The organism is Paenibacillus sp. PastM-3 (genome assembly GCF_029893965.1).
Lineage (GTDB): Bacteria > Bacillota > Bacilli > Paenibacillales > Paenibacillaceae > Paenibacillus_AQ.
In genome coordinates, this window is sequence record NZ_JARXXP010000011.1 from 98,435 (window position 1) to 123,162 (window position 24,728).

Annotated in this window: 20 protein-coding genes and 1 pseudogene; 7 read left to right on the forward strand and 14 right to left on the reverse strand. The window is 49.0% G+C overall.

Features of this window, described 5'->3' with window-relative positions:
* Positions 1-89 precede the first annotated feature (89 nt).
* From M2108_RS16865 to M2108_RS16880, 4 genes are all read left to right on the forward strand, one after another.
* Positions 90-1,277 carry an ROK family protein gene (locus M2108_RS16865; RefSeq protein WP_280768011.1) on the forward strand — a complete coding sequence of 396 codons (1,188 nt, stop codon included), beginning with the start codon at positions 90-92 and terminating at the stop codon, positions 1,275-1,277.
* 110 nt (positions 1,278-1,387) lie between these two features.
* Complete coding sequence (locus M2108_RS16870) at positions 1,388-1,702, forward strand: ArsR/SmtB family transcription factor (protein WP_221802983.1); 315 nt, start codon at positions 1,388-1,390, stop codon at positions 1,700-1,702.
* Positions 1,699-4,164, forward strand: coding sequence for an FAD-dependent oxidoreductase (locus tag M2108_RS16875; RefSeq protein ID WP_277470551.1), 2,466 nt, complete (start codon positions 1,699-1,701; stop codon positions 4,162-4,164). The genes M2108_RS16870 and M2108_RS16875 overlap by 4 nt, the downstream gene beginning before the upstream one ends.
* 486 nt (positions 4,165-4,650) lie before the next feature.
* Positions 4,651-4,968 carry a hypothetical protein gene (locus M2108_RS16880; protein WP_277470552.1) on the forward strand — a complete coding sequence of 106 codons (318 nt, stop codon included), beginning with the start codon at positions 4,651-4,653 and terminating at the stop codon, positions 4,966-4,968.
* Here M2108_RS16880 and M2108_RS16885 read toward each other — a convergent pair.
* The 13 genes and pseudogenes from M2108_RS16885 to galA form a co-directional block, all read right to left on the reverse strand.
* Complete coding sequence (locus tag M2108_RS16885; RefSeq protein ID WP_277470553.1) at positions 4,965-5,615, reverse strand: ABC transporter permease; 651 nt, start codon at positions 5,613-5,615, stop codon at positions 4,965-4,967. The genes M2108_RS16880 and M2108_RS16885 overlap by 4 nt on opposite strands.
* An 8-nt stretch (positions 5,616-5,623) precedes the next feature.
* Positions 5,624-5,839: pseudogene (locus M2108_RS16890) on the reverse strand (ATP-binding cassette domain-containing protein); the annotation flags it as partial.
* A 15-nt stretch (positions 5,840-5,854) separates the two neighbouring features.
* Entirely contained in the window at positions 5,855-6,205 is a 351-nt protein-coding gene (locus M2108_RS16895; RefSeq protein ID WP_277470554.1) for a DUF1048 domain-containing protein, read from the reverse strand.
* Positions 6,206-6,216: 11 nt separating this feature from the next.
* Positions 6,217-6,564 (reverse strand): DUF1048 domain-containing protein, encoded by a 348-nt coding sequence (locus tag M2108_RS16900; protein WP_277470555.1) that lies wholly within the window; start codon positions 6,562-6,564, stop codon positions 6,217-6,219.
* Positions 6,561-6,869 (reverse strand): PadR family transcriptional regulator, encoded by a 309-nt coding sequence (locus tag M2108_RS16905; protein WP_269322741.1) that lies wholly within the window; start codon positions 6,867-6,869, stop codon positions 6,561-6,563. Before M2108_RS16905 ends, M2108_RS16900 begins: the two co-directional genes overlap by 4 nt.
* 214 nt (positions 6,870-7,083) lie before the next feature.
* A complete protein-coding gene (locus M2108_RS16910) occupies positions 7,084-7,263 on the reverse strand; it encodes a hypothetical protein (protein WP_090711386.1) in 180 nt (59 codons plus the stop codon).
* Between the two features lie 168 nt (positions 7,264-7,431).
* Positions 7,432-11,043, reverse strand: coding sequence for a glycosyl hydrolase 53 family protein (locus M2108_RS16915; protein WP_277470556.1), 3,612 nt, complete (start codon positions 11,041-11,043; stop codon positions 7,432-7,434).
* 137 nt (positions 11,044-11,180) lie between these two features.
* The gene (locus M2108_RS16920; protein WP_481856922.1) at positions 11,181-12,761 is read right to left on the reverse strand and encodes a DUF3502 domain-containing protein; all 1,581 of its coding nucleotides are present in this window, start codon (positions 12,759-12,761) and stop codon (positions 11,181-11,183) included.
* Between the two features lie 71 nt (positions 12,762-12,832).
* Positions 12,833-13,759 (reverse strand): carbohydrate ABC transporter permease, encoded by a 927-nt coding sequence (locus tag M2108_RS16925; protein ID WP_277470558.1) that lies wholly within the window; start codon positions 13,757-13,759, stop codon positions 12,833-12,835.
* A gap of 17 nt (positions 13,760-13,776) precedes the next feature.
* The gene (locus M2108_RS16930; protein WP_277470559.1) at positions 13,777-14,703 is read right to left on the reverse strand and encodes an ABC transporter permease; all 927 of its coding nucleotides are present in this window, start codon (positions 14,701-14,703) and stop codon (positions 13,777-13,779) included.
* Between the two features lie 184 nt (positions 14,704-14,887).
* Complete coding sequence (locus tag M2108_RS16935) at positions 14,888-16,450, reverse strand: response regulator (protein WP_277470560.1); 1,563 nt, start codon at positions 16,448-16,450, stop codon at positions 14,888-14,890.
* Positions 16,451-16,491: 41 nt separating this feature from the next.
* Positions 16,492-18,225: a sensor histidine kinase gene (locus M2108_RS16940; protein WP_277506255.1), complete on the reverse strand. Its 1,734-nt coding sequence runs from the start codon at positions 18,223-18,225 to the stop codon at positions 16,492-16,494.
* A 28-nt stretch (positions 18,226-18,253) separates the two neighbouring features.
* Positions 18,254-20,641 carry a beta-galactosidase GalA gene (gene galA, locus M2108_RS16945; RefSeq protein ID WP_277470562.1) on the reverse strand — a complete coding sequence of 796 codons (2,388 nt, stop codon included), beginning with the start codon at positions 20,639-20,641 and terminating at the stop codon, positions 18,254-18,256.
* A 214-nt stretch (positions 20,642-20,855) separates the two neighbouring features.
* On the opposite strand from galA, the gene M2108_RS16950 reads away from it, so the two are divergent.
* The 3 genes from M2108_RS16950 to M2108_RS16960 all read left to right on the forward strand — a co-directional run bounded on the left by M2108_RS16950 (position 20,856) and on the right by M2108_RS16960 (position 23,764).
* Entirely contained in the window at positions 20,856-20,984 is a 129-nt protein-coding gene (locus M2108_RS16950) for a hypothetical protein (RefSeq protein ID WP_277470563.1), read from the forward strand.
* An 88-nt stretch (positions 20,985-21,072) separates the two neighbouring features.
* The gene (locus M2108_RS16955) at positions 21,073-22,197 is read left to right on the forward strand and encodes an amidase domain-containing protein (protein ID WP_277470564.1); all 1,125 of its coding nucleotides are present in this window, start codon (positions 21,073-21,075) and stop codon (positions 22,195-22,197) included.
* 79 nt (positions 22,198-22,276) lie between these two features.
* Entirely contained in the window at positions 22,277-23,764 is a 1,488-nt protein-coding gene (locus M2108_RS16960; protein WP_277470565.1) for an oligosaccharide flippase family protein, read from the forward strand.
* Positions 23,765-23,795: 31 nt separating this feature from the next.
* Here M2108_RS16960 and M2108_RS16965 read toward each other — a convergent pair whose 3' ends face one another.
* Positions 23,796-24,635: a polysaccharide deacetylase family protein gene (locus M2108_RS16965; protein WP_277470566.1), complete on the reverse strand. Its 840-nt coding sequence runs from the start codon at positions 24,633-24,635 to the stop codon at positions 23,796-23,798.
* Positions 24,636-24,728 lie beyond the last annotated feature (93 nt).

Sequence of the window (24,728 nt, forward strand, 5' to 3'; positions counted from 1 at the left end):
ATTCCTATATCAATAACTGGATAAAACTCCTTTTATCCGCTATACTGGGCATATCCCGACCTACCTACTTGGAAATGGAGCAGATATTGATGCCTAATCCTTCCCTTTTTTCGATCAAAAAGCAAATCTATAACCGGATCGCCTACCTGGGAACCGTCTCCAAAGCCGATTTACTCGAGCATTTCTCCATTACAAGCAGCAGTATGACCCGTATTCTCGAAGAGCTGCTCGCGCAGGAGCTGATCCTTGTTTCCGGACTGGGTTCATCAACCGGCGGACGCAAGCCTATTCTTTTTCAGGCCAATCCCTCTTACCGCTATCTTCTGGGACTTGATATCTCGCGGATCAGTTCCTCCCTTGGCTTGTTCGATCTTCAGCTTAACTGTTTATCCTCTGTGCGCTGGGAGATGGGTCCTGAGCTTTCGCCTGATCGTCTCATTGAACTTGTAGGACAAGAAACGGATGCCATGCTGGAAAAGCATAATATACAATATGAACAGTTACTCGGTTTAGGAATAGGGGCAGTCGGCCCGCTGGATGCACAGACGGGGGTTATTCTGAAGCCGGAATACTTTTTGTCAGATGCCTGGAGCAATGTTGCTATATGCAGACTCTTTGAAGATCGGCTGAGGGTTCCGGTAAAGCTTGATAACGGGGCTAACACAGCGCTATTGGCCGAACACTGGGCACTGCGGGATGAAGCCTGCAAAAATATGCTGTATGTACACGCAGGAGTTAATATCCGCTCATCCATCATGTCCGGCGGACAGATCATCCGGGGTTCCGCTGATACGGAGGGAGCCATCGGTCAGATGATCATTCAGACAGGCGGACGGAGACTCGGGGATAAAGGGAATTACGGTGCCCTGGAAGCTTACGTCTCCCTTCCTTCCCTGGAGGAACGAGTCCAGTCCCAGCTCAGGATCGGCCGCGAAAGCTCCCTGCCGTCTGTTCCGCCTGAACAGATCACCTTTTCTACCCTGCTGGAGGCTCTGGAACGTAAAAACACTTTTGTACGGGAGATGTTCCTTGAAACAGCTTCCTATCTGGGAGTCGGCCTGGCCAATATGATCAATACGGTTCTTCCACAGTATGTGATTGTCGGCGGGGCACTTATTAATGCTGACCCCATAGTCTATGAAACGGCGGTTAACGTGGCACAGAAAAATATATATGACTCTTCAAGCTACAAGCCTGTATTCACCCCCGGTATCCTTAGAGAAGAAAGCGTTATGACCGGCGCGGCACTCCAGCTTCTTTCAGATTTGGAGATCTAAAAGATGTTTAGCTATTGGTAGGGCAAAGTCTAATTTGTAAAAAAGTTTGACTTTGCGCCGACTATATCGTATTATTCGAATATAAGGATATAACCCCCGGGAGGAATATCATGAATAATACCGCTTTTCATAATAGTGATTCCAAGCAATTTAACGAACTGGCTGAATTATTAAAAGCTTTGTCACACCCCGTCCGGCTGTGCATTGTCCGCGGCCTGATGCGCAAGAAGAAATGCAATGTATCCTATATGCAGGAATGCCTGGACCTTCCGCAGTCGACCGTTTCCCAGCATCTGCAGAAGCTGCGCAGTGCAGGCATTGTTGCGACCGAGCGCAATGGCCTGGAAGTGAACTACGTCCTTGCAGATCAGCGGATTGAACAAATGATACCTATTTTATTCGGAGAGGAAGATTGTGAATCATGAGCAAAAAAGTATTGATTGTGGGCGGAGTTGCCGGAGGTGCCTCCGCAGCAGCCCGCCTGCGCCGTCTGGATGAGCATGCCGACATTATTCTTTTTGAAAAAGGCCCTTACATCTCATTTGCCAATTGCGGCTTACCTTATTATATAGGCGGTACAATTGTTGACCGCGAACGCCTGCTGGTTCAGACCCCTAAAGGCATGGCAGACCGTTTCCGGATTGATGTGCGGATTCAGAGCGAAGTCATAGGCGTTGACCCGGTCAAACGTACGGTCCAAGTCCAGAGCGAGGAACGGGGGCTGTATGAAGAAAGCTATGATGAGCTGATCCTGTCACCGGGTGCCCGTCCCATCATTCCCGATCTGCCCGGAAAGGACCATCCGCTCATTCATACCGTCCGCAATATTCCGGATATTGACCGTATCAAAGAGCTCATTACTTCTCATAACAACCAGTCTTCAATTGTAATCGGCGGCGGGTTCATCGGTGTTGAAATGGCCGAAAATTTAAAGGAAGCCGGTTTAGCAGTGACGCTGGTTGAAGGAAACGGGCAGCTGCTGGCACCTTTTGATCCCGAGCTGGCAGCATCCATTGCCCGGGAAATGGAACAGCATGGCATAAATCTGCTGTTCTCAGAGCGGGTCCAGGGCTTCCGTTCACTTGACCAAGGTATTGGCGTAGAGCTTGCCGGCGGCCGTATGCTGACTGCAGATCTGGTCATTCTGGCAATCGGAGTTACTCCGGACACGGCTTTTCTGCGTAGCAGCGGAGTCGCGCTGGGCGCACGCGGACATATCCTTGTTGATGAAACGCTGGAAACCAATATCCCGCATATCTATGCTGCAGGTGATGCCATTGAGGTTACGGATTACGTTCATGGCACCAAAACCGCGGTTCCGCTTGCCGGCCCTGCCAACAAACAAGGCCGGATTATTGCAGACCGGATTGCCGGACTCAATTCCGTTTATAGAGGAACTCAAGGCTCGTCGATTATTAAGGTGTTCGGATTGACCGGAGCATCAACAGGCAGTAATGAGAAGACATTGAAACGTCTTGGCGTCAGCTATCAGTCGGTCATCGTCCACCCCGGGTCACATGCATCCTACTATCCCGGATCCAGTCCGATAACACTTAAACTGCTGTATACGCCGGAAGGGAAAATTCTTGGCGCACAGGCAGTCGGCTATGACGGGGTTGACAAGCGGATTGATGCGATAGCCACAGCTATTCATTTTGGCGGTCATATCAGCGATCTGGCAGAGCTTGAGCTGTGTTATGCCCCCCCTTATTCATCTGCAAAAGACCCCGTTAACATGGCGGGTTACGCAGCAGACAATAATGCAGCTGGCCGTGTTCAGCTTTTCACGTATGATCAGCTGGATTTGCGTGAGCCGGATCTAACGGTACTTCTGGATGTGCGCAGTGCGCTGGAGCATCAGAACGGACATATCCCGGATTCCTTGTCCATACCGGTAGATGAGCTCCGTGAGCGGATGCATGAACTGGATGCCTCCAAAGAGATCTGGGTCTATTGTCAGGTTGGCCTGCGCGGTTATACAGCTGCCCAAATTCTGCGGCAGCATGGTTATCAAGTAAAAAATCTCAGCGGCGGATATAAAACCTACCGGGAGTCACAGTTTAAGCCTGTTCCCTTCTCCGGAACGGACGGCAGCAGCGGAACAGAGCAGAAGAACAACGGGTATTCTTCTGCTGAAAGCAAGCCTGCCCTTCAGATAGACAACGATTTGAACGTATGCGGATTAAGCTGTCCCGGTCCGTTAATGCAAGTCAAACAGGCCATGGATCATCTTGCTGCAGGCCAGACTCTCCGTGTAAAGGCATCTGATCCGGGATTCTATGAGGATGTGAAGGCATGGACGGCCATGTCCGGCTCTCAGCTTCTTCAGCTGGAACGGGGTAACGGCGGCATTATTGAGGCGGTGATTGCCAAACAACTGCCCTCCTCTCCACCCTCTTCAGGCGTTGCTGCTGTTGTGCCTGCAAGTACCATGGTTGTCTTCAGCGGCGATCTGGACAAAGCCATCGCTTCTTTTATCATAGCCAACGGCGCAGCTGCCAGCGGCCGCAAAGTGACGATGTTTTTCACCTTCTGGGGGCTAAGCATCCTTCGCAAGCCGCAGACGCAGACGCTACCTAAAACAATGCTCGGCCGGATGTTTGACATGATGCTGCCGGGGAGCAGCCGCAAGCTCGGCTTGTCCAAAATGAATATGTTCGGTGCAGGTCCGAAGCTGATCCGCAGCATCATGTCGGGCAATAATGTTGCCTCTCTGGAAGAGCTCATTCAGAGCGCAGCCGCTCAGGGAGTAGAGATGGTGGCCTGTCAGATGTCTATGGATCTTATGGGCATCCGGCAGGAGGAGCTGATGGACGGGATCAAAATTGGCGGAGTCGGTTACTATTTGGGTGAGGCGGCTTCAGCGAACCATAATCTGTTTATCTAAAAGCTGCATAATACAATACAAAAAGGCCCCGGTCAGCACATTTGACGGGGCCTTTTTGCCGTTCTATTCAAAGAGCTTCATAAGATTGTCCATTCCGTTTCCCTAAGTTAGCTCCATATGCCAGGCGTATGATTCCTTTCAAACCATTCACTTTAATTTCTATATTCGCTTTACAGCAATTTGTTTTCATCATGTCCTATAATTTTCCATAATCTATATTAGATTTTTATATATACGTGACTTTAGTAGAATAGTAATATCTCCTTGTTACATAATCTTTATTCGCTACAACACGACATTACGGGAGTTACGCCTTTATGCATCATGAATTATGGAACCATGTATAGTACATCATCTTGGGATACAGACCATTCTAACCAAATTGCCATAAGGGCTGGTTGGTATGGGACTAGCATAAACTAATCCTCGTGAGCGTCATAAACTAAGTTTGTGGCGCTTTTTAAAAATTCTAGAGGGGTTGATACAATGAAGAAACTTCTTTGTATTATATCTGTTTGCTTTCTTTTAATGGGGTGCTCAAATGACAATGTTAACAGTAGCAATAATTTGTCCAACAGCGATCCGGTGACTTGGCTCACAATGGATGGAAACAAATACTATTACACAACTACTTATGACAGTATGGATGAGACCGAACTGGTTGATACGGGAAACGTAACAGATAGTGAAGATGGTATTCAACTTGGTCTTAAAATCTATAAAAGCAATCTTTTCGAAGACCGTTATTTCATAAAAAGCCAAGACTATGAAAAAGCATGGCGGGAATATAAATTACGCGATTAAACCGCATTCCGTCTATACACATGTACCGCAAACAGATAGGCAACAATCAGGATTCCGGTACACCACGCCAGAGCGGCCCATATGTCAGTGCCTACCGGCTGGTCAGACAGCAGGTTGCGGATGGCTTCAACGATCGGGGTCACGGGCTGATTTTCGGCGAAGACACGCACAGCTTTGGGCATCGAACCGGTCGGAACTAAGGCCGAGCTGATGAAGGGCAGGAAGATTAGCGGATAGGAAAAGGCGCTTGCGCCCTCCAGGGTTTTGGCGGATAATCCGGCGATGGCTGCCACCCAGGTCAAGGCCAGTGTAAACAGCACAAGTATACCTGCTACAGCCAGCCAGGCCAAAATTCCTGCCGGAGAGCGGAAACCCATAAGCAGGGCAACGAGGATGATGACAGCAACGGAGAGAATGTTCGATACCACAGAGGTCAGCACATGCCCCCACAGCACTGCGGAACGGGCAATCGGCATAGAGTTGAACCGTTCGATAATACCGCGCTGCTTATCTATGAACAGCCGGTAGGCAACGTATGCCACACCGCTGGCAATCGCCATAAGCAGGATGCCGGGCAACAGGTAGTTAACATAATTATCTGTATCTGTTTCTATAGCACCGCCAAATACATAGACGAACAGCAGCATCCCGGTGCGGGATTTGACATCACGTCGAAGCCGTTAACGGATGCAGTGCCCTCATCTTGTCTGAGCAGCGTGGAGAGAATTCTGACGATCGTCGTCTTGCCTGCGCCGTTACTGCCGAGCAGGGCAAAAATCTCACCACGCTCCACTTCAAAATCGACTCCTTTTAACACCTCGGTATTCCTGAAGGATTTACGCAGACCCTGCACTTGAATTGCTTTTCCCATCCCGTTAACCACCCTTCACTTCAGTTTATCCGTTGCCTTGTTCATGGCCTTGGCTGTCTTCTGGTCAACCGCCTCCTGATAAAGGTCAGCGTAGGTTTTGGAATCCTTGATCAGCTCGTCACAGAACGCTGCAACATCTTTGCCGGTCACTTCAAGCACGCCTTTTCCCAGAGAAGCACCTTCTTCAAACAGATCAACGATTCCCGAGAGCAGCTCTGTTCCCTCACCCATGTCCACCGGACCGACTTTAAAAAGATATTTTTGCATCTCTTTATATACAATCTGGTAATCCTGCGGAAGTGCCTTAACACGCGCCACATGCGCCTTCCACTCTTTTCTGCCCTCGATCATATCCCGTATACTCATGTGAGCCCCTCCTATTTGCCTAATTTTTTGGCTATGTTATTGTTAAGCTGCTCGCGCCAATTGTCGCGGTAAGACTTTGCCCCTTCTTCGCCGGTCAGCGCTGAGCAGAAGCCCTTGATGTCGTCGCCCAAAACCTCACCGATGCTCTGTCCGTCAGCCGCCGATGTTTCCAGCAGGCCAAGCACACCGTCAAAGATCGGCATCAGATTACGGCCGGTGAAATCGGAGTGTGCCCATAGATTCTCCTGCATGGTTGCCCAGGCAGCCTGGTAATCCGCAGGGAGCTCCTTTACCCGTAATTCAAAGGCCTTGAATTCTTTAGTCATATCCCTGCCGGTCATTTTTTCCCACAGATTCATTCTGCTCTCTCCTTTAACTCGCTCATTTTTGATGATACGAAGGCCCATTTATCCCAGAACCTCTGCAGCTCCTCACGCCCTGCAGCATTGATCGCGAAAAACTTCCGCGGCGGCCCCAGCTCGGAGGGCTTCTTGGTGGTCTCCACCAGCTTGTTTTTTTCAAGCCGAACCAGGATCGTGTACACCGTTCCCTCCACAACATCCGCGAAGCCGAGGGCATTCAGCTGCCGTGTGATTTCGTAGCCATAGGTATCCTTGCGGCTTATAATTTCCAGGACACAGCCCTCAAGCACGCCTTTGAGCATTTCTGTCAGGTTATCCAATGTAATCATCCTTTACTATTCTGTATGACTGGTATGCAGTATTACTTAGTACTACTATAAAGTATCACTGAGTAGTGCGGATGTCAATATCCGGCTCCCTAAAAATAGAAAACCCGCGCATAGCGCGGGTTCTTAAGGGACTATTGTTCATGTCCTATGACATTCTTAGAGTTATGAGGAAGCCGCTCAAAAAAGACTAAGCGCTCTGGCTTGGTTTCTTGCGGATGCTTGTAAGTTCAAAAGCCTCTTTCGGAATTCCCAGCTCCTGCGCCCTCTTCTTTTTGATCACCATGGCTTGCTGCAGGCTGGTAGCCTGAAATTCAATGGTGGTGCCGCGCGGATCCTCAAATGCATAGTAACTTTTTTTATTGGACATTCACTCCGGGCCTCCTGATCCTGTACACGAATCATTTTTTTTGGTAAATCACCCTGATAGTGTGTGCCTCAACCTGAGGAACTATGCGTGAATGCTGTCCACCCGGTCTGAAAAGACCGGATGGCTAACAATAGGGTTTAACGTTTATTGCGGCTCAAACCTGCCGGTTTACTTTATAGCATTATATATAACCTGTACCGCCTGAGCCCGGGTAGTATTGGCCATAGGAGCCAGCTTAATTCCGTCTCCGGTAATCACTCCCGCTTCCACTAATGCTCTCATGGCTTCTGCTGCATAACCTGATACAGCTGCTGTATCAGCAAAGTTCCCGTAGCTCTGGCCGGTCTTGCCGGATGGCAGTTCACCCAGATGCTTCAGAATATTATAGAAAATAACGGACATGTCCTGCCGGCTGATCACCGCTTCCGGCTTGAACCGGTTATCTCCGGTACCGGAAACCAATCCTAATTGCTTGGCCGTTCCCACATACCCCGAGTAGTATGTGTTCCCTGCATCTGCGAAATTGCCGGTAACTGCGGAATCTGCTTCGATCCCGTAAGCGTTCATAATCATCATCAGGAAATCAGCCCGCGTCACCTTGCTCTCAGGGGCAAAGACATTACCGCCTGTGCCGTTAACGATCCCTCTAGCTGCCATATAACCGACTGCATCACTGTACCAGTGACCGGAGCTGACATCGCTGAATTTCACTTCGTTATATCCCGCTGCATATTGCGACAAATGGGTGGTCAGAAGATTTACCCTTCCGGTCGAAACATCATACCCTCCCCTGACGGGCTTGAGGCTGCCAGCCGGGTCAATGTAGTAGGCGACAATTGCATTAGTCTGCTCACCCGTATGCGGAGTATAAGGCAGACTGATCTTTACCTTTCCGCCGTTAAATTGTGTAATTTCAGCATTGCCTGCTTTTACAGAGAAATCATATACCGCCCTGTCGCCGATCACGCTCCGGACATTCTCCGGCAGTCCTGATGCAGCAAGCTGGGTAATGCTGATTTCGCTGTCCGCTGCCGCACTGCCCATGGCCGTTACCGATTTATGGTCGAAGGTGATTGCGCCAAGTTCTGCTTCCACCTTTAAATCCGCTGTAGTGCCGTCAGCCAGCAGTTTGAGCGCTTCCTTCGGAACGGATAATTGGACAGCCTGTACATTTGCTGCACTATCCAGCTTGATCTCAACTGCTGCGCTTTGTCCGGCCGCTTCAGACTGCTTCACTTTTTGCAGCAGACCGCTGATCACGCTTGTATCAAGCTTGGCTGTTGATACCCCTTTAACCGTATCTGCTGCCGTCTTGATAATGACACTGTAGACCATGGTATTGTCAATAACAGAAGTAGTAGGCTCAGTCGCCGGAGTATTGCTTACTGCCGGAGTGCTGTTGTCCCCCGGAATGCTGCCCGGAATGCTCCCCGGAGAAGGATTAACCGACTCTGTCGGCGGAACCTGCGTTCCTGGATCTGTTCCCGGATCTGTAGGTGGAACCTCTGTACCCGGGTCCGTACCTGGCTCTGTCGGTGGAACCTCTGTGCCCGGATCTGTACCTGGCTCTGTCGGTGGAACCTCTGTACCCGGATCCGTATCTGGCTCTTCACTGTTTTTAATCAGCACAAAATCGTCATAAGAGCCCCAATCCCCGGCTTTTGCATCCAGGGAAACGCCTATTTTCAGTGTTCCGCCCGTGACCTTAATATTTTCTACAACAGCCTTATTCCATTTATTCCAGCCCTTGTTCGCAAAGCTGGCCGTTAATGGCGCTTGATCGCCGCTCACAGCATATAACTGATTCTTCACTTCATCTCCGGCGCCCTGCGACCAGGCCGACAATGTGTAGGTTCCATCCGTTAAACCTGTAAGCTCCTGATAGGCTTCAAAGGTGAACGCGCTTGCCTTCCAGAATCCAAGTGACTTTTCACCGGTATAACCGGTCCCGGCCGTTAACGGAGTGGTATCCGGAATGGTCCAGCCTTCAGGGGTGCCGTCTTCCTTAACATTTTCAAAGCCGGGATTGATTACCGTAATATACTCAGTGTTATCCTTCTCTTTCAGCTCAAAATGGTCAAGGTTACCCCATTGACCGTCGGAAAGCTTATAATGCGCTCCGACCGTCAGCGTCCCATCTGTAACTTCAATGTCATTAATGACAGGCTTACTCCATTTTTGCCAGCCTGTATTGGTAAAGCTCTGCACGGCATCGCCAGCAAAAATCTCTGAAATCTCTTCGCCGCCGCCGCCGGAGACCCAGGCTGATAAGGTATAGACTCCGTTCTCCAGTCCCGTGATGGTCTGGGATACAGTAAATTCAGCAGGTGTTGGACTGTAATAGTGCAATGCCGACGAACCGGAATACACGTCCTTATCAATCGTTACTGCACTTTCATCCCCTGTAAGGGTCCACGAAGCCAATCCGTCCTCAAAACCGGGGTTCTGAACCAGGCTTGTGCTCGGGATAACAGTAACCTCGCTGGTGGCTGTAAATCCGCCGTCATAGGTAACTGCTGTTACCGTTGCCGTTCCGGGAGAGATTCCGGAGAGCGTTCCTTTGTAAAGATCCACTTTGACAACATCAGGCTCGGAGCTGGTAAATTTCACGCCCTTGTAGGTAGCATTCTCAGGGCTGAGGATTGCCGATAATTTACCGTTTCCGCCGACCTCAATCACCGTTTCAGGCTGATCCAGCGTAAGGGATTGAACCGGATAACGGTTAATTTCGGCAGCACCGTCGATAAAAGCATCCATCGCAATGGTTGGGCTTCCGTCTTTATTCCAAGCAGATAACGGATAGTCAAACATAATCCCTGTCGGTTCCCAATAGAATATACCGGTTCCCTTCTGGTTTGGTACAGCGTGCAGTTTATTCTGCGCCGCTACAAGCATATTGTGAACGCTGTCAACATCCTCGGAGACATTGCCGCCGACTTCGACAATCATAACTTCCTTGCCGTAATTTTGCTCAAGCTTATTCATATTCTCGCTTAATTCATCAATGGAAGAGGTAAAGGTGGCCTCGGGATAATAAGACAACCCGATAATATCGTAATCACTATCCTTAAGACCGGCAGCTACCAGACCAGCATAAAAAGGATCTACGCCCGCTTCTGCTCCATTTGCCCTATGAATAATCACTTTGATGTCCGGAAAAACGGCTTTGGCTGCACTTGACCCGGCCTGAATCAGCTGGACCAGGTTAGATATATTACTGTAGCTCCCCAGCGGGTGCAGCATGCCGTTGTTGATCTCATTGCCGATTTGCACCCACTCGGGGGTAACGCCCGCCTCTTGCAGCGCTTTCATAACATCGGTAGTATATTCCGATACATGGACCTTTAATTGCTCCAGATCTGCGTCAGCCCATGCTGCTGGCGTGACCTGCTTCCCCGGGTCCGCCCAGCTGTCGCTATAGTGGAAATCAATCATCACCCGGAAACCGAGAGCGCTTACACGTGATGCTAAAGCAACAACTTCTTCTGTACTGTTATGTCCGTTTGAAGGATCATCTGAAGGATTAACCCAGGCTCTGATGCGGATGGAATCAATTCCATGATCCTTTAGGATGTACAGAAGATCCTGCTCTTCCCCGTTATCATTATAGAATTTATACCCAAGCGCCTCTAATTGCGGCAGCCAGCTGATATCTGCGCCTTTGGCGAATGATCCGGGCGCAGCCGAAGCCTCTGCTTTTGCGGGTAAACCGGTAAATACCGTTGACAGCATCATTGAAATAAAGAGAATGATTGCCAGAACTCTTTTTCTGTTTTTCACATAACAACCTCCCCGAATGTGGTAAAGCCTGCAGCATACGGATAACGCTCATCCTATGTACGATAGCGACCCGGGTCTGCTTGTATATAAAAGGCTGCGCCAAAGCCGAACTTTGGCGCAGCCCCGAAGCACTGATCTTATTTGGCTTGAGCTGCCAGGAAGGCATCTACCTGAGCCTGCATTTCAGCCTGAACCTTGTCAATTCCAGCCGATTTCAGCTGTTTGATCAGATCTTCCTGACCTTTTGCAAGGTCATCGATCAAACCGTATTCCAGCGGAATCGCATAACGCAGCATGACATTACCGATGTTCGCTACTTCATTTTTCACTTTTGCAGTGTCAAACACAAACGTTTCAAGCGGGAAATGATAGACATTTGCCTGCCATGCATTGAACATGTCGTCAGCTTCCTTCGGATAAGCGGCATCCTGACGGTTCAGCGGGGAATTCCAGCCCCAGTTCGAGAACCCGGTGTAATTTCCGGCTGCAGGACCTGCAGAGAACTTATCGTCGCCTTCCGGATTATAGTGGGTTCCGGCAATTCCGTACATAGTCAGGTCATGAATTTCCTTGTCGTTCTGCAGCAAATCGATCAGCATCAGGGCACGTTCCGGATTCTTCGAGGTTGCATGGATGGACATACCGTTCTGTGTGGCGATTGCAGCAATTTTCTTTTTGTCCGGTGTCAGATCAGCGATTCCCAGCTCCACATCGGGTTTATCACGGCGCATTTCAGACAGGTTGGCACCAACAGTACCCAGGTTGTGGGCATAGGAGGAAACCTTGCCAGCTTTGATATCCTGCCAAACATCGTTTTTGTTGCTGACTACGTTCTTCGACCATGCGCCGTTGTCGGCCAGATCTTTATAGTATTCAAGCAGGGAAGTAAACTCAGGCGTATCGTAGATGTTGAAGATTTGGCCTGTAGCATCATCCAGCTTGTAAGCCAGCGGCAGCAGGTTGGCATCTACCAGATTGAAATTGTTGTTCTGCTCCAGCAGGATCTGGTCCAGCTCATGGAACTTCCAGCCGTCAGCAGGCTTTGCTCCGAATGCTGTAACGCCCTGCTCATCCTTAGCAACCGTTTTCAAATAATTGGCGTAGGTTTCAGGACTGTTGATTTCCGGAAGATTGTATTTCTTGCGCAGATCTTCACGGTATAATACCACTTTGTCTGTTACTTCCACGTTATTGTTCGGAACCATAAAGATCTTGCCGTCTACCTTGGCCTGCTCCCAGTTTACCTTCGGCATAGCTGCCCAGGTCTGCGGCATGTACTTGGAAAGCATGTCTTCCGTTAACTCCATGAATCCGCCCTTGAGCGCCTGGTCGTTATAGAAGGCCCAGTTCGCAGTGTACACCAGGTCGAAATCCTCATTAGCCGCGAATTTCAGCGGATACTTCTGCGTCCAGTCCGACCAGTCCAGAAATTCTGTTTCTACAGTAGCATTGATCTTCTCTTTCAATTTGGTATTCAGCTCTCCGAATACCTTATCATAGTCGCCAGGCTGTCCGCCGACCAGGATCATCTTCAGCTTAACCTCTTTGGAAGTATCAGGAGCGCCGGAATCGGTCGCTGTATTGGCAGCATTCGCTCCGCTGTTGGTTGCTTCCGCACCAGTGTTGGCGGCATTATTGCCGCCTCCGCATGCACTGAGGACTGTCCCCAGTGTCATCATTGTTGCCAGTGTAACAGTAAGTTTCTTTTTCTTGTTCATCATGACAGGTATTTCCCCCTAATGAAGTAGTGAATAAAATGAGATATATTGATAACCGGGATAGCCCGGGGTTATCCTTTGACAGCACCGATTGTCAGGCCTTGTACAAAATATTTCTGAATGAACGGATAAGCCAGCAAAATTGGGCCGGTAGCCACAATGGTCATCGCCATTTTCAAGCTTTCCGTCGGCAGATCCGAGTTCACAACCGCTCCTGAAGCCATCATGGCTTTGCGCATTCCGTCCATATTGCCGAGCATTTTGTACAGATAGTACTGGAGCGGCATCAGATCGGACTTGGAGATATAGAGCAGCGCGTTATACCAGTCGTTCCAGTAAGCTAGGGCGATAAACAAACCAATGGTAGCAAGAGCTGGCTTGGACAACGGGACAATCAGCTGCATGAAGATCCGGAAGTCACCTGCGCCGTCAATCTTGGCGGATTCGGTGATCGCATCAGGGATGCTGCTCATGAACGATTTCATGACGATGATATAGAACACATTCATCAGCATCGGCAGAATCAATACCAGAAGCGTATCCTTAAGCTGCAGAAAATTAATGATCAGCAAGTAAGAAGGCACCAGGCCGCCGCTGAACAGGGTTGTGAAGAAGAAGTAGAACGAGAAGCGGCTGCGCCATTCAAAGTCTCTGCGGGACAGCACGTAGGCAGTCATGGAAGTAAGAAACAATCCGACAATAGTACCAATTACAGTAACAGTAATCGTTACTCCGTAAGCCCGGAGCATTTCAGCCGGATATTCGAACAGCAGCCTGTAGGCTTCGGTCGAGAAGGTCGACGGAATAATCTGGAATCCATTCTGGATAATAGAGCTTTCCTCACTCAAGGAAGCAGAGATAACCAGCAGGAAGGGCACGATACAAAAAATTGCGAGAATGGTCAGAGTTACATATCCTATAATGGACAAGGTTAACTTGTCAACATTGGTACGCTTGCGTACTTTTTGAATATCTGCGTTTACAGTAGTAGGGCTCATTAAGCTGCCTCCTTTGTTTAGAATAGAGCACGATCTTTATCGTATTTGCGCACGGCGTAGTTCGCGAGCATAATCGTCGCAAAGCCCAGCAGGGATTGATAGAATCCGGCCGCTGCAGACATACCAATTTCATTGGATGTAGTCAGTGAGCGGAATACGAAAGTATCGATAACATCCGTGTTAGAGAACAGGAGGCCATTATTACCAACCATGTTATAGAACATTCCGAAATCTCCGCGGAAGATATTACCTATAGCCAGCAGCACCAGAATAATAACGGTAGGAATCAGGTTCGGAACGGTAATTTTCATAATGCGCTGGAAAATGTTCGCTCCGTCAATCTCGGCTGCTTCATACATTTCAGTATCAATACTGGTAATTGCCGCAAGATACATAATGGTGCCGTAGCCCAGAGCTTTCCAGGCAGATACCAGTACAAGAATAATCGGCCAATAGGATGCGGTGTTGTAAATATCTATCGGCTGCATTCCCAGTCCCTTCAGCATTACGTTCAGAGTACCCACATCAAAGTTAAACAAGTTGTAGGCAATGGCGCCAACGACTACCCAGGAAATGAAGTATGGCAGGAACAGGATGGTCTGCGTAATCTTCCGGAACCACTTGCCCGCAACCTCAAATAATAGAATGCCCGCAAAGATCTGCAGCACATTATTAACGATGATAAAAGCAATATTATATAGCGCAGTGTTCCGTGTTACACGCCAGGCGTCGCCGGAGCCGAAGAAAAACCGGAAGTTATCAAGCCCGTTCCACGGACTGTGCAGGATACCTCCGCTATAGTTGTATTGCTTGAATGCCAGTACGATCCCGGCCATAGGCACGTATGCAAACACCAGGAAGAACAAAACTGCCGGAGTCAGCATAAGCAGCAAGGTTCTATTCTTTTTTACTTTGTGCCAGAATCCGTATTGTTTCTGTTTCATCTCGAATCCCCTCTCCACTCCTCAATATCTCTATATATGTATTATAAAAAAGCGTTTCACTCCTGTGGATTGAGCGCGCCAACAAATACTAGTACTTTTCCAACGATAATTTAAATTATATATAGTTAACTCATACAAAAACGCTGCCCCGGGCGATAATCGGCCCATGGCAGCGTTTATTTGACTATACTTTATTTTTTTTGCGGTACTCTCCCGGTGTCATACCGGTCATTTGCTTAAATTGCCTGTTAAAATAAATCAGATTCTTATAGCCCATCCGTTCGGCAATCTCATAAATCATCAGGGTAGGGTCCTTCAGCAGCTCTAATACCCGGCTCATTTTGCGTTCTTTGACGTAGTCAATGAACGGAATCCCGTAGTCTTCCTTGAACAGATAACCCAGATAGTTCGGCGTGAAGTTAAACTGGACCGCCACTTCCTTCAGTGTAATCTTCGTTTCCAGATTTTCCTCCACGTAATGAATGATTTCATCAATCAGCTTACGCTTCTGGCGCTGGCGTTTTACATACAGCAGTTCGGACAATTCGAAGAATCTCCGTCTCATCCAGGATACAATGTCATGTATCGTCTCGAACTGGAACAGAATTTCCGGCTGATGGGATTCCCACTGCAGCAGCTCGTACAGATTCTCGTTCTGCTGCTGCAGATCCGCGTGCAGCTTGGAGGTGATCCGGATAATCAGATCATAAACATCCTTTTTGCCGGCATTCATCAGCAGCTTCAATAAATGATCATCAATGGCTACCAGATCATACGTGATGATCGCCTCAAGAAGCTGGTCTAACGTCGGGTCAATGTCGGTGCCCGGCGTCCCGCGCAGCACAGGCTCCATGTTATCACGAATCAGCCGGTTTTTGCCAAGCAGCCATTTCGCACTGAGTGCAGCCTGCGCCTGTTTGTACGAGGCATGCAGCTCAGCCTCCATCCGGGCATAACGGCCGACCCCTATCGTTACTGTGCACAGCGAGGACTCTGCCGTTTTCCGGATCAGCTCCTCCATGATTTGCAGAAACGCCTCCTGCGGCAGGCTGCACAGAATAATGAATCTCTGGCGGGACCCTATAATCATCGTTCCGCTCTTGTTCTCCTCAAGCAGAGAGCTAATCAATTGCTGGGTTTGCCGTATCATCATGCGCGCATTTTCTTCGGAGACATCCTGCATTTTCCATTCCAGATCATCGATTTCTATGATTGCTGCCGTTGCCCCGTTAACTAACAGCGGTAGCAGTGCGGCATGCAGCTGCGGCTCAACAGGTTCAGGTGAAGCCTCATCGAACCAGCTCAGGATAAGCTCCTTGTTAATAAGAGACAGGGCTTCGCTCAAGGACCGGTTCTGCTCCCGTTCCTGTTCAATGGAATGGCATAAATTACCCAGCATATCGTACAGGTCCTTATCCTTCACAGGCTTAAGCAAATACCCCGAGGCACTGATCTGAATCGCCTCCTTGGCATAGCTGAAATCCTCGTGGCCGCTGATAAATACGATTTTTACGTTGGGATTGATGGTTTTGGCTCTTCTGGCAAATTCCGTTCCGGTCATAATCGGCATCCGGATATCAGACAGAATGATGTCTACCCGCTCCTGCTCCAGCATTTCAAGCGCATCAAAGCCGTTATTTGCTGTTCCCGCTACTTCAATATCAAATCCGCTGGACAACACTCTGCGCCGCAGCCATTCCAGATCAACGGCTTCATCGTCAACGAGCAGTACACTGATTGTCCTCACTATGGGTTCCTCCTGTTGCTTGTGATGCACCACACTTTTCTTCACCGGGACTGCTCCTCAATCTCCATGCGGCCTGTAACCCCGGCCGGCAGCAGGAGCCGGACCGTTGTTCCCGCCCCGTAAATGCTTGCAATGGTCACACCGTATTCGTCCCCGTACCTGAGCTTAATCCGCTCATTCACATTTTTAACCCCGTATCCGCCTGACTGGCTTTGACCGTACAGCATACTCGTAATCTCTTCGCGCCGCATGCCCACGCCATTGTCAATAACCTTAAGCTCAATATTATCGCCGACCCTCCGGCCTGTCAGACGGATCGAAATGGATTTTCCAAACCAGGCATGCTTGAATACATTTTCCACAAAAGGCTGCAATACCAGCTTGATTACCTGCATATGCATAATGTCCTCATCCACATCGACATACAGAGTAAAGGCATCGGCATATTTGACCCGCTGGATTTCGAGGTACGTCTGTACCTGCTCCATTTCCTTCTCCAGTTCAATGTACACATTGCCTTGATTCAAGGTCAGACGGTAGAAGTGGGACAATCCTTCCACCATCTGCGTAACCTTCCCGATTTCACCCAGATTAGCCAGACTGCCTATGGTCGAGAGTGTATTATACAGAAAATGCGGATTAATCTGCGCCTGCAGGGCTTCCAGCTCAGCTTGCTTTTTCGAAACCTCCTGCACATAAACCCTGTTTATAAGCTCCTGAATGTTAGCAGCCATATCATTGAATGAATCAGCAATCTGTACAAATTCATCATTTCCCGAGAACCGGATCCGTTTCTGAAAATTACCTTCCTGGAATGAACGCACCAGTCCTACGATCCGGCTCATTTTGCGCCCTGAAATACGTGCCACTACAAATCCAATCAGGGTCATGACCACAAAGCTGAGCGTACAGGCAGCCAGAATCACCATCCGCAGCCTGCCGGCATCCTGAGTCAAATATTTTTGAGGAACAAGGGTTTCAATGACCAGATCACTACCCGGAATCTGCTCATGCAGGCTCAGATATTTCTCGTGTCCGGCATCATAATCGGCTGTTCCGCGTTGAAATATAGCTGTTCCGGCAGCCTTGTCTACCAAACGAATCGTAATTCCCTCCTCGACAGGGAATGTCTCAAATCCGCCAAACAAATCCTCCAGCGGAACGGTGATCCGGATAAATCCAACCATTGTTTTGTTATCACTGAAGCTTATTAGCCTGCGGACATGTGAGATATTGTTAAGCTTCTGATCCGTATCAATCTGCAGCCATATATTATCCCGCTTGGAGTCCTGAAGAGACCGAAACCACTCCTGGCTGGTAATCTCCTCCAGAGGGAGAATGTAATAGTCACTGTCTGCTATCGGCTCATCCAGGTTATCTCCGGGAATCACATTATGAATATTGTCTGGTGTATAGAGCATGAAGCGGATCTTGTTCCCGAACAGCTGCAATGGCGCTGTCAGCTGGGGGAGAATATCATCAATCAAGGTCAGATAATTCTCGAACGGCGTCCCTTTTAATTCAATCGCCCGCTGAAAAGGCTGGTTTGAGAACAGGTTATCGGACATCCTCTGGATTTCATCCATCTGATACCTTATGTTATTTCTGGCCTGCTCCATCCCGGTCCGGATATTGGTCTCTGCCATCTCTGTACGGGAATCCGTGAGCATGGAGTAGGAGATATAACCAATGAAGACATCTGTCAGCAGTACCAGAAGCAAATAGGGTATCATCATTTTGTAGGTGAAAGGCATGTATGTCGTAAGCCTGCGCATTGTTCAAGCCATCCTCTGTTCGAAATTTTTATATTTGTGTATCATCTCCGGATACAGCCTGCAGGTTCAGCTCCGCAGCCGCAAGCCCATCGGACACAGCACTTAATGTAATGGCTCCGCCGCGGGAGGATGTCTGAACCAGAGCCAGACACCAGCCGTTAAAGGCGCAGCGCCGGGAGGACTTGTCCGGCTCATGGCTGCTCGGATTTCCGTTGCCTATACCCAGCAAGGAGCCGGCGCCGGAAACCTCAAAGCGGATTTCGTTATCGGCTGTCGGTACAATATTTCCATCCTTGTCGAGGACAGCAACGCGAACCGGAATCGTATCTGTTCCGTCCGCCCGTGCCTTATGCCGATCAGGGATTAACTGAATTTGATGAGGCTGGCCGGCTGTTACAACAGATTTGCGGACAACTCCCTGTCCGCCCTGTTTGCCGACAGCTTCAAGCTGTCCTGGTTCGTAGATCACTTTCCAGGTCAGATACCCGTTCCTATTCGCCTGTTGTTCTCCCAGGCTCCTGCCGTTCAGATACAGCTCCACTGTGTCGGTATTGGAGAATACACGAACCTCGACAGCCTTCCCTTCCGAGCCCTGCCAATTCCAATGCGGCAGCAGATGAACCATTGGCTCTTCCGTCCACACAGCCTTCATATAATAATAGCTGTCTTTCGGGAATCCGCAAGTATCCATCAGGCCGAAATGGGAATTGATGCACGGCCACAGATACGGTGTCGGCTCTCCCCGGTAATCAAAGCCAGTCCACATGAAGACCCCGGTCAGGAAGCGGTTGTTCACCAGATCTGTCCAGGCCTGCTGCGGAGTGCAGCCCCATGAAGGAATATTCGTTCCGTATTCGGAGCAGTAGGCTCTTATCGGATCATCTTCATAAATGCCTCTGGTTGCAGTGTAACTGGCACATTCACTACCAATCATCAGACGTCCGGGATATTGCTCATGATCACGGATATCAAGATGATCCCGGTGTCCATAGTTGTAGCCGGTGATCTCAACGACATCATTATAGCCGTTTTCATTCCAGCCGTGGTTCATAGCAGCGCAGGTCGGACGTGTCGGATCAATACGGCGTGTCGTATCCGCTAACGTCTTAAGAATCCGGGCGCCTGTCAGGGTGCCTTCCAGCACCTCTTCATTCTCCATGCTCCAGATAATCACGCTTGGATGGTTGCGGTCCCGGTAGAGCAGCCGCTCCAGCTGGCTTATCCCGTTCGGGCTGCTGTCCAGCTTGCGGTTCTCATCCATCACCAGCATTCCGATCCGGTCGCAGATATCCAGCAGCTCCGGGGTTGGCGGATGATGTGCACTGCGGTAGGCATTAGAGCCCATCTCCTGCAGAAGCTTAAGTTTATATTCTATCAGACTATCAGGCAAGGCCACGCCAACTCCGGCGAAATCCTGATGGTTGCAAGTCCCTTTGATCAGCAGCGGCTCACCGTTCAGGAAGAACCCCTCCTGCGCATCAAAACGGATACTGCGGATGCCGAACACTGTCTCATACAGGTCCAGCTCCCGTCCTTCATGGAGAACTATAGATACTGCCTTATATAAATACGGCGAATCAGGTCCCCAGAGTATAGGCTGCTCCACTTGGAAGCTTTGCGCAAGCTCTGTCTCGGACAACCACTCGGCGTAGGTATCTGCGGACCTGGCACAGACCTGAAGCCCGGAGCCGTCATAAATCACGGTCTGCAGCGATACCTGAAGCCCTTCCGTATAGTTATTGCGGATGATTGTGCGGATATTTACCGTTGCCTGATCTTTGGCAACCTCAGGAGTCGTTATGTACGTACCATATTCCGCCACATGCAGGAGATCCATATTTTCCAGCCAGACATGCCGGTAAATGCCGCAGCCTTCGTACCACCAGCCCTCACATTCCGTTGCATCCACTTTAACCACGATAACATTTCTGCCTTCATCCCCGTAACGGAGCACATCCGACAAATCATAACTGAACCCTATATATCCGCCATGATGGCTGCCGATTAAATGCCCGTTAACCCATACCGTGCTGGTGCCGGACACCCCGTCGAAACGGATCAGCCATTTACTTCCCGCAGCCTCGGCCGGCAGCTCAAACACCTTGCGGTAAAAGCCGATCCCGCCCGGCAAATAACCATGGCTCCCGTCTCTGGCTCCCAGATGCTCATCCTGGACATATTGCTGCTCCACACACCAGTCATGCGGCAGGCTGACCGCGGACCAGTCCAGCTGCTGCTCACCCATTCCTTTATCGTTAAACGCGATATCCAGCCACTCCCCATCCTTGCGGATGCTTGCGTCAGTAATGCCGCCTGTCATTCCGGCCTTTACGGCATAAGGAATTCGGATATCCCCTTTATGGAAGCTCCACCTATCATCAAATATTTCTTTGGTTCTGCCTTTTCCAATCCTCATTCTGCAAGAACCTCCTTGTTGAATTAATATACCTAATTGTAGAGTAGATTCGCAGAATACAGTTAGTAAAAAACTCATTTCCAATAGTACAAAATGAACATTACATAATCCAATATAGACATTGGCAGTCGCTGCCATTTCCAGCCATTGGAATCAATAAAAGATGAGCCACCGGGAATATTACAAGCGGGGAAAAAATAAAGGAGGGAAACACATGAAAAAAATCGCCGTATCCATCTTATCCGCTTGTTTGTTGATGTCAGCAGCATCTGCGGTATCGGCAGCACCATCCAGGATGCTCCTATTGAACGAATATTCGGAACAGCTGACGGTTATCATCTGAATTTAATCACATGCACCGGAAGGTACAGCCGCAAGAAAAAAGAACATGAAAAAAGACTGGTGGTTTTCACCACATTGAGTGAGGCGCTATGAAAAGAAAAACGATATTCCTACATCTCTTAGTCGTATTTCTAATAGCTCTGTTTCCTGTTCAGGATGTGCAAGCGTCAAAATTGACCGACGCGCGGCAGGGTGAAGTAAAAGAAGCGTTGGAGAGAATCTTTGAGCAGCGTTCAGAAATTATAGTTACACACGATAAAGGACGTTTAGAAAATGAATATACCTCAGACCCTGCTGGTCAGGAAGCATTCAGACATGAACTTAGGCGGATGCAGTATATGAATGCCTGGGCGGAGCATAGGGCGCTTAAACTAACCAAGTCAAAAAGCCACATCCGCATCATTAGAGTAAATGTAGACGGCGACTTTGCCCGGGTGTCTTTAGTCCAATCCCATAAAATAAGCTACATGTATATGAATCGTATTTTGCCTGAGCAGGATTTCGGGGTAGGAACAAGGCATGCCATTACATTGAAAAAGCTCGGCGGAGCATGGAAGATCTCAAAGGAGTGGTATCTGGATCCGCTGGATGAAAATCCAAAGCTTATAGCTGTCTCCCCGGATGGTCAGGCTCCTTCTGTTCGCCGCTCCTCATCTACACTAACCTCTGGTGAACGATATAACAGAAAACGTGCAGTTCAATATGCCAACCTCTATGCCGGGGCAGCCTGGGGAGCGGGCAATAAGCACCATTATAATAACAAATATAAGGATTATACCGACAAGGGCGGCGATTGTACAAATTTCGCCTCACAGGTGCTCGGAGATCCTGAGGCTGGAGGCGGTCTGGCCATGCGGGAAGGCTGGCGCTATTTCGCTGGTGCCGGCGGAACCAAAACCTGGGTGCAAACCGATGCTCTACGCCATTTTCTGAGCCGCAGCGGTTACGCAAAACTCGTAGCCAAAGGCAAGTATGAACAAATTACCACTCCCACTAAGCAGCATCCGGACGGGGCTTTAGCTTTGCTGAAGCCCGGGGATTTAATCGGTTATGTTCTGCATAACGACGATACGGACCATTTCTCCATTGTTGTAGGTTACGACGATAACGGCTATCCTCTCGTCAATTCGCATACTGCCGACCGTTATCGGGTTCCTTTTGACTTAGGCTGGGATCGCAATACTGTATACCAGCTGTTTCATATCCAGGATTAGCCTATGACATTATCATAAACCGGAATTTATTTCATAAATTTAAATGAAATAGAAACCATAAGTAAGGTGCTGGAGTGAAATGAAGTCAAATCAGCTTTTCAAACAATCCGCTATTCGGATTAGCGCATTGAGCATCGTCAGGGGCATTGGCCTCCTTGGCCGGGTAGTTCTTACCCGGCTGGTCGGTGCCGAGGGCATTGGTCTTTATCAAATGGCCTACTCTTTTTTCGGTTTAATGGTTACCTTGACCGGCGGCGTACCAACGGCACTTGCCCTTGCATCGGCCAGAAGGCCTGATAAAGGTATAAAGCTGCTTATCCGGTTATCCGTCAGTTTACTTATTTGGGGAGCAATGATTTCATTTCTGCTGCTTAGCTTCGCAGATGATATCGCCGGGTGGATTGGTACCCCTGAGCTGCGCTATGCCATTATAAGTCTCTGTCCGGCAGTAATCATCGTTCCGGTCCTGGGGCTAATAAGAGGATATTTGCAGGGCATTAAATCTATCGGCGTTATTGCTACTTCGGAAGTTATCGAACAAGCCTTCCGGTATGCGGTTATGCTTATGCTGGTGATACAGCTGCTTCCGCTCGGGGTAGAGCGTGCAGTGGGATACGGTCTTTACGGAAGCTCAGCAGGAGCGGCTGCCGCGTTTCTTATATTAACCTGCTTTATTATTTTCCAGCGTTCCCGGAAATTACATACTGTAAAGATAAAGAACAGACACGATGCCTTCTCACCTATGTGGTTTATCCGGACTGCACTGGCAATATCGGCAACACGGCTTTTTATTCCCCTTTCCGAATTTTTGGACTCGCTGATCGTACCTAGCCGGCTGATAGCCGCAGGACATAATCCTTCTGAAGCAACAGCCATTTATGGAGTAGTGTACGGAATGGCTGTTATTATCGTTTATGCGCCTACTCTGGTTACCGGCGCTATCAGTCATACATACTCGGTTCAGCTTGCTTCAGCATGGCAGGCAGATGATCATGCAAGATTCAAAACTCTAAGCCGGAACTCATTATGCGCTGCCTGGCTATGGGGTGGTTTATGCAGTTTTTTTTGCTATGTTTTTGCGGACGAGTTATCCCTCTACATTTTTCATTCAGAAGCTGCTGCACAAGTAATCAGGTATCTTTCGCCAATTCCGATCATTGTAGGAATCCGTGAGCTGACGACAAGCATTTTGTGGGCACGGGATATCCGGAAGCCTCCATTTCTCGGACTGCTAAGCGGTTTACTGTGTTCCATTACAGTCCAATATATTTTTCTAGCTGTTCCGGGCCTGGAGTATATAGGGGCGGCTATCGCGGTTCTGGTGCTAGAAACAGCAGCTTGCATAATAAATGTATGGGCGATTACCCGGGTCATGCCGCAGCGCATTCATATTAAACCGTTGCTTTGCGATCTTACCACTCTTCTTGCAGCCGGAATTTGGATAAGCCTCCTTGCTCGCGGTCATACCGGACTTATTAGCTTGCCGCATCTGCTATCCATTAGTTTCTTTTATTTCGCTGCGGCGGTCTTTTATATTTATCTTAGATGTTACCGTAAGTCACTTTAAGGACCATCGGTCATCTTCGTATTCTGGTAATTCATCTAAGATCAAAATTATGATGTGTCCCCCCGGGCGGAATCTCCACCACTAGACCATCAACCAAAACCCACACGGTCAAGGCACTCGGATTGTAAGCCAGGGTGCAATCAACCGAGAATCTAAGCCTGCTGTAAGCCTCAAGGTAATGGATAATTTCAATATTCGTTGCATACCAGACCTCAGGATGATTGCTGATCTTTTGGCTGAATTCCTCTATTAGCTCCCAGTTACCCTGCACGTCAAACTCATAGCTGTGTCCCCATACGTAGAACAAAGATAAGGAACCGGAAGCTTCAGTGAGAAAAGACTCCGTCAGATTCATCAGCTCAGGATGGTTATGATGACAGGTCGGGTGCCATTCATACGGATCGGCCGGCAGATTAAACTTCAAGTGCGAGTTAACCGTTCTGGCATACTCCAGCCCGCATGCTTTAAGCACCTCGATAGTCATAGCATTGTATGCTCCATAGGGATAAGCCATCCCCGTCACCAGATAGCCGAATTGCCGCTCCAGATTCTGCTTATCGTCCAGCAGCTCAGTCAGAACAAGCTCACGCGGAAGATCAGGCAGTACGGGATGAGTCAGGCTGTGAACGGCAATTTCGTGTCCTTCATATAGCGCCTTAAGCCCCTCCGGATTCATCCGTCTAATCGTATGCCCCTTATCCACCCAGAAGCTGCCTTCATGCTGAATTCCGGAGTTCAAGTTAAACGTTGCTTTGAGATTGTACTTGTTAAAAATTCCGATCAGCCTTCTGTCCTGCTCCACACCATCGTCATAGCTGAGTGTAAAGGCTTTCGTTTTGCCGCCGGGCCATAGCTTGGTTATTCGTTTCATAGGGGGCTCCTTCTGCAGAAAATTTTATTTTCCATAACGTTTCCTGTACTAATTCAATATAGTCTCAGTTGTCTCCTGTACGCAACACTCATT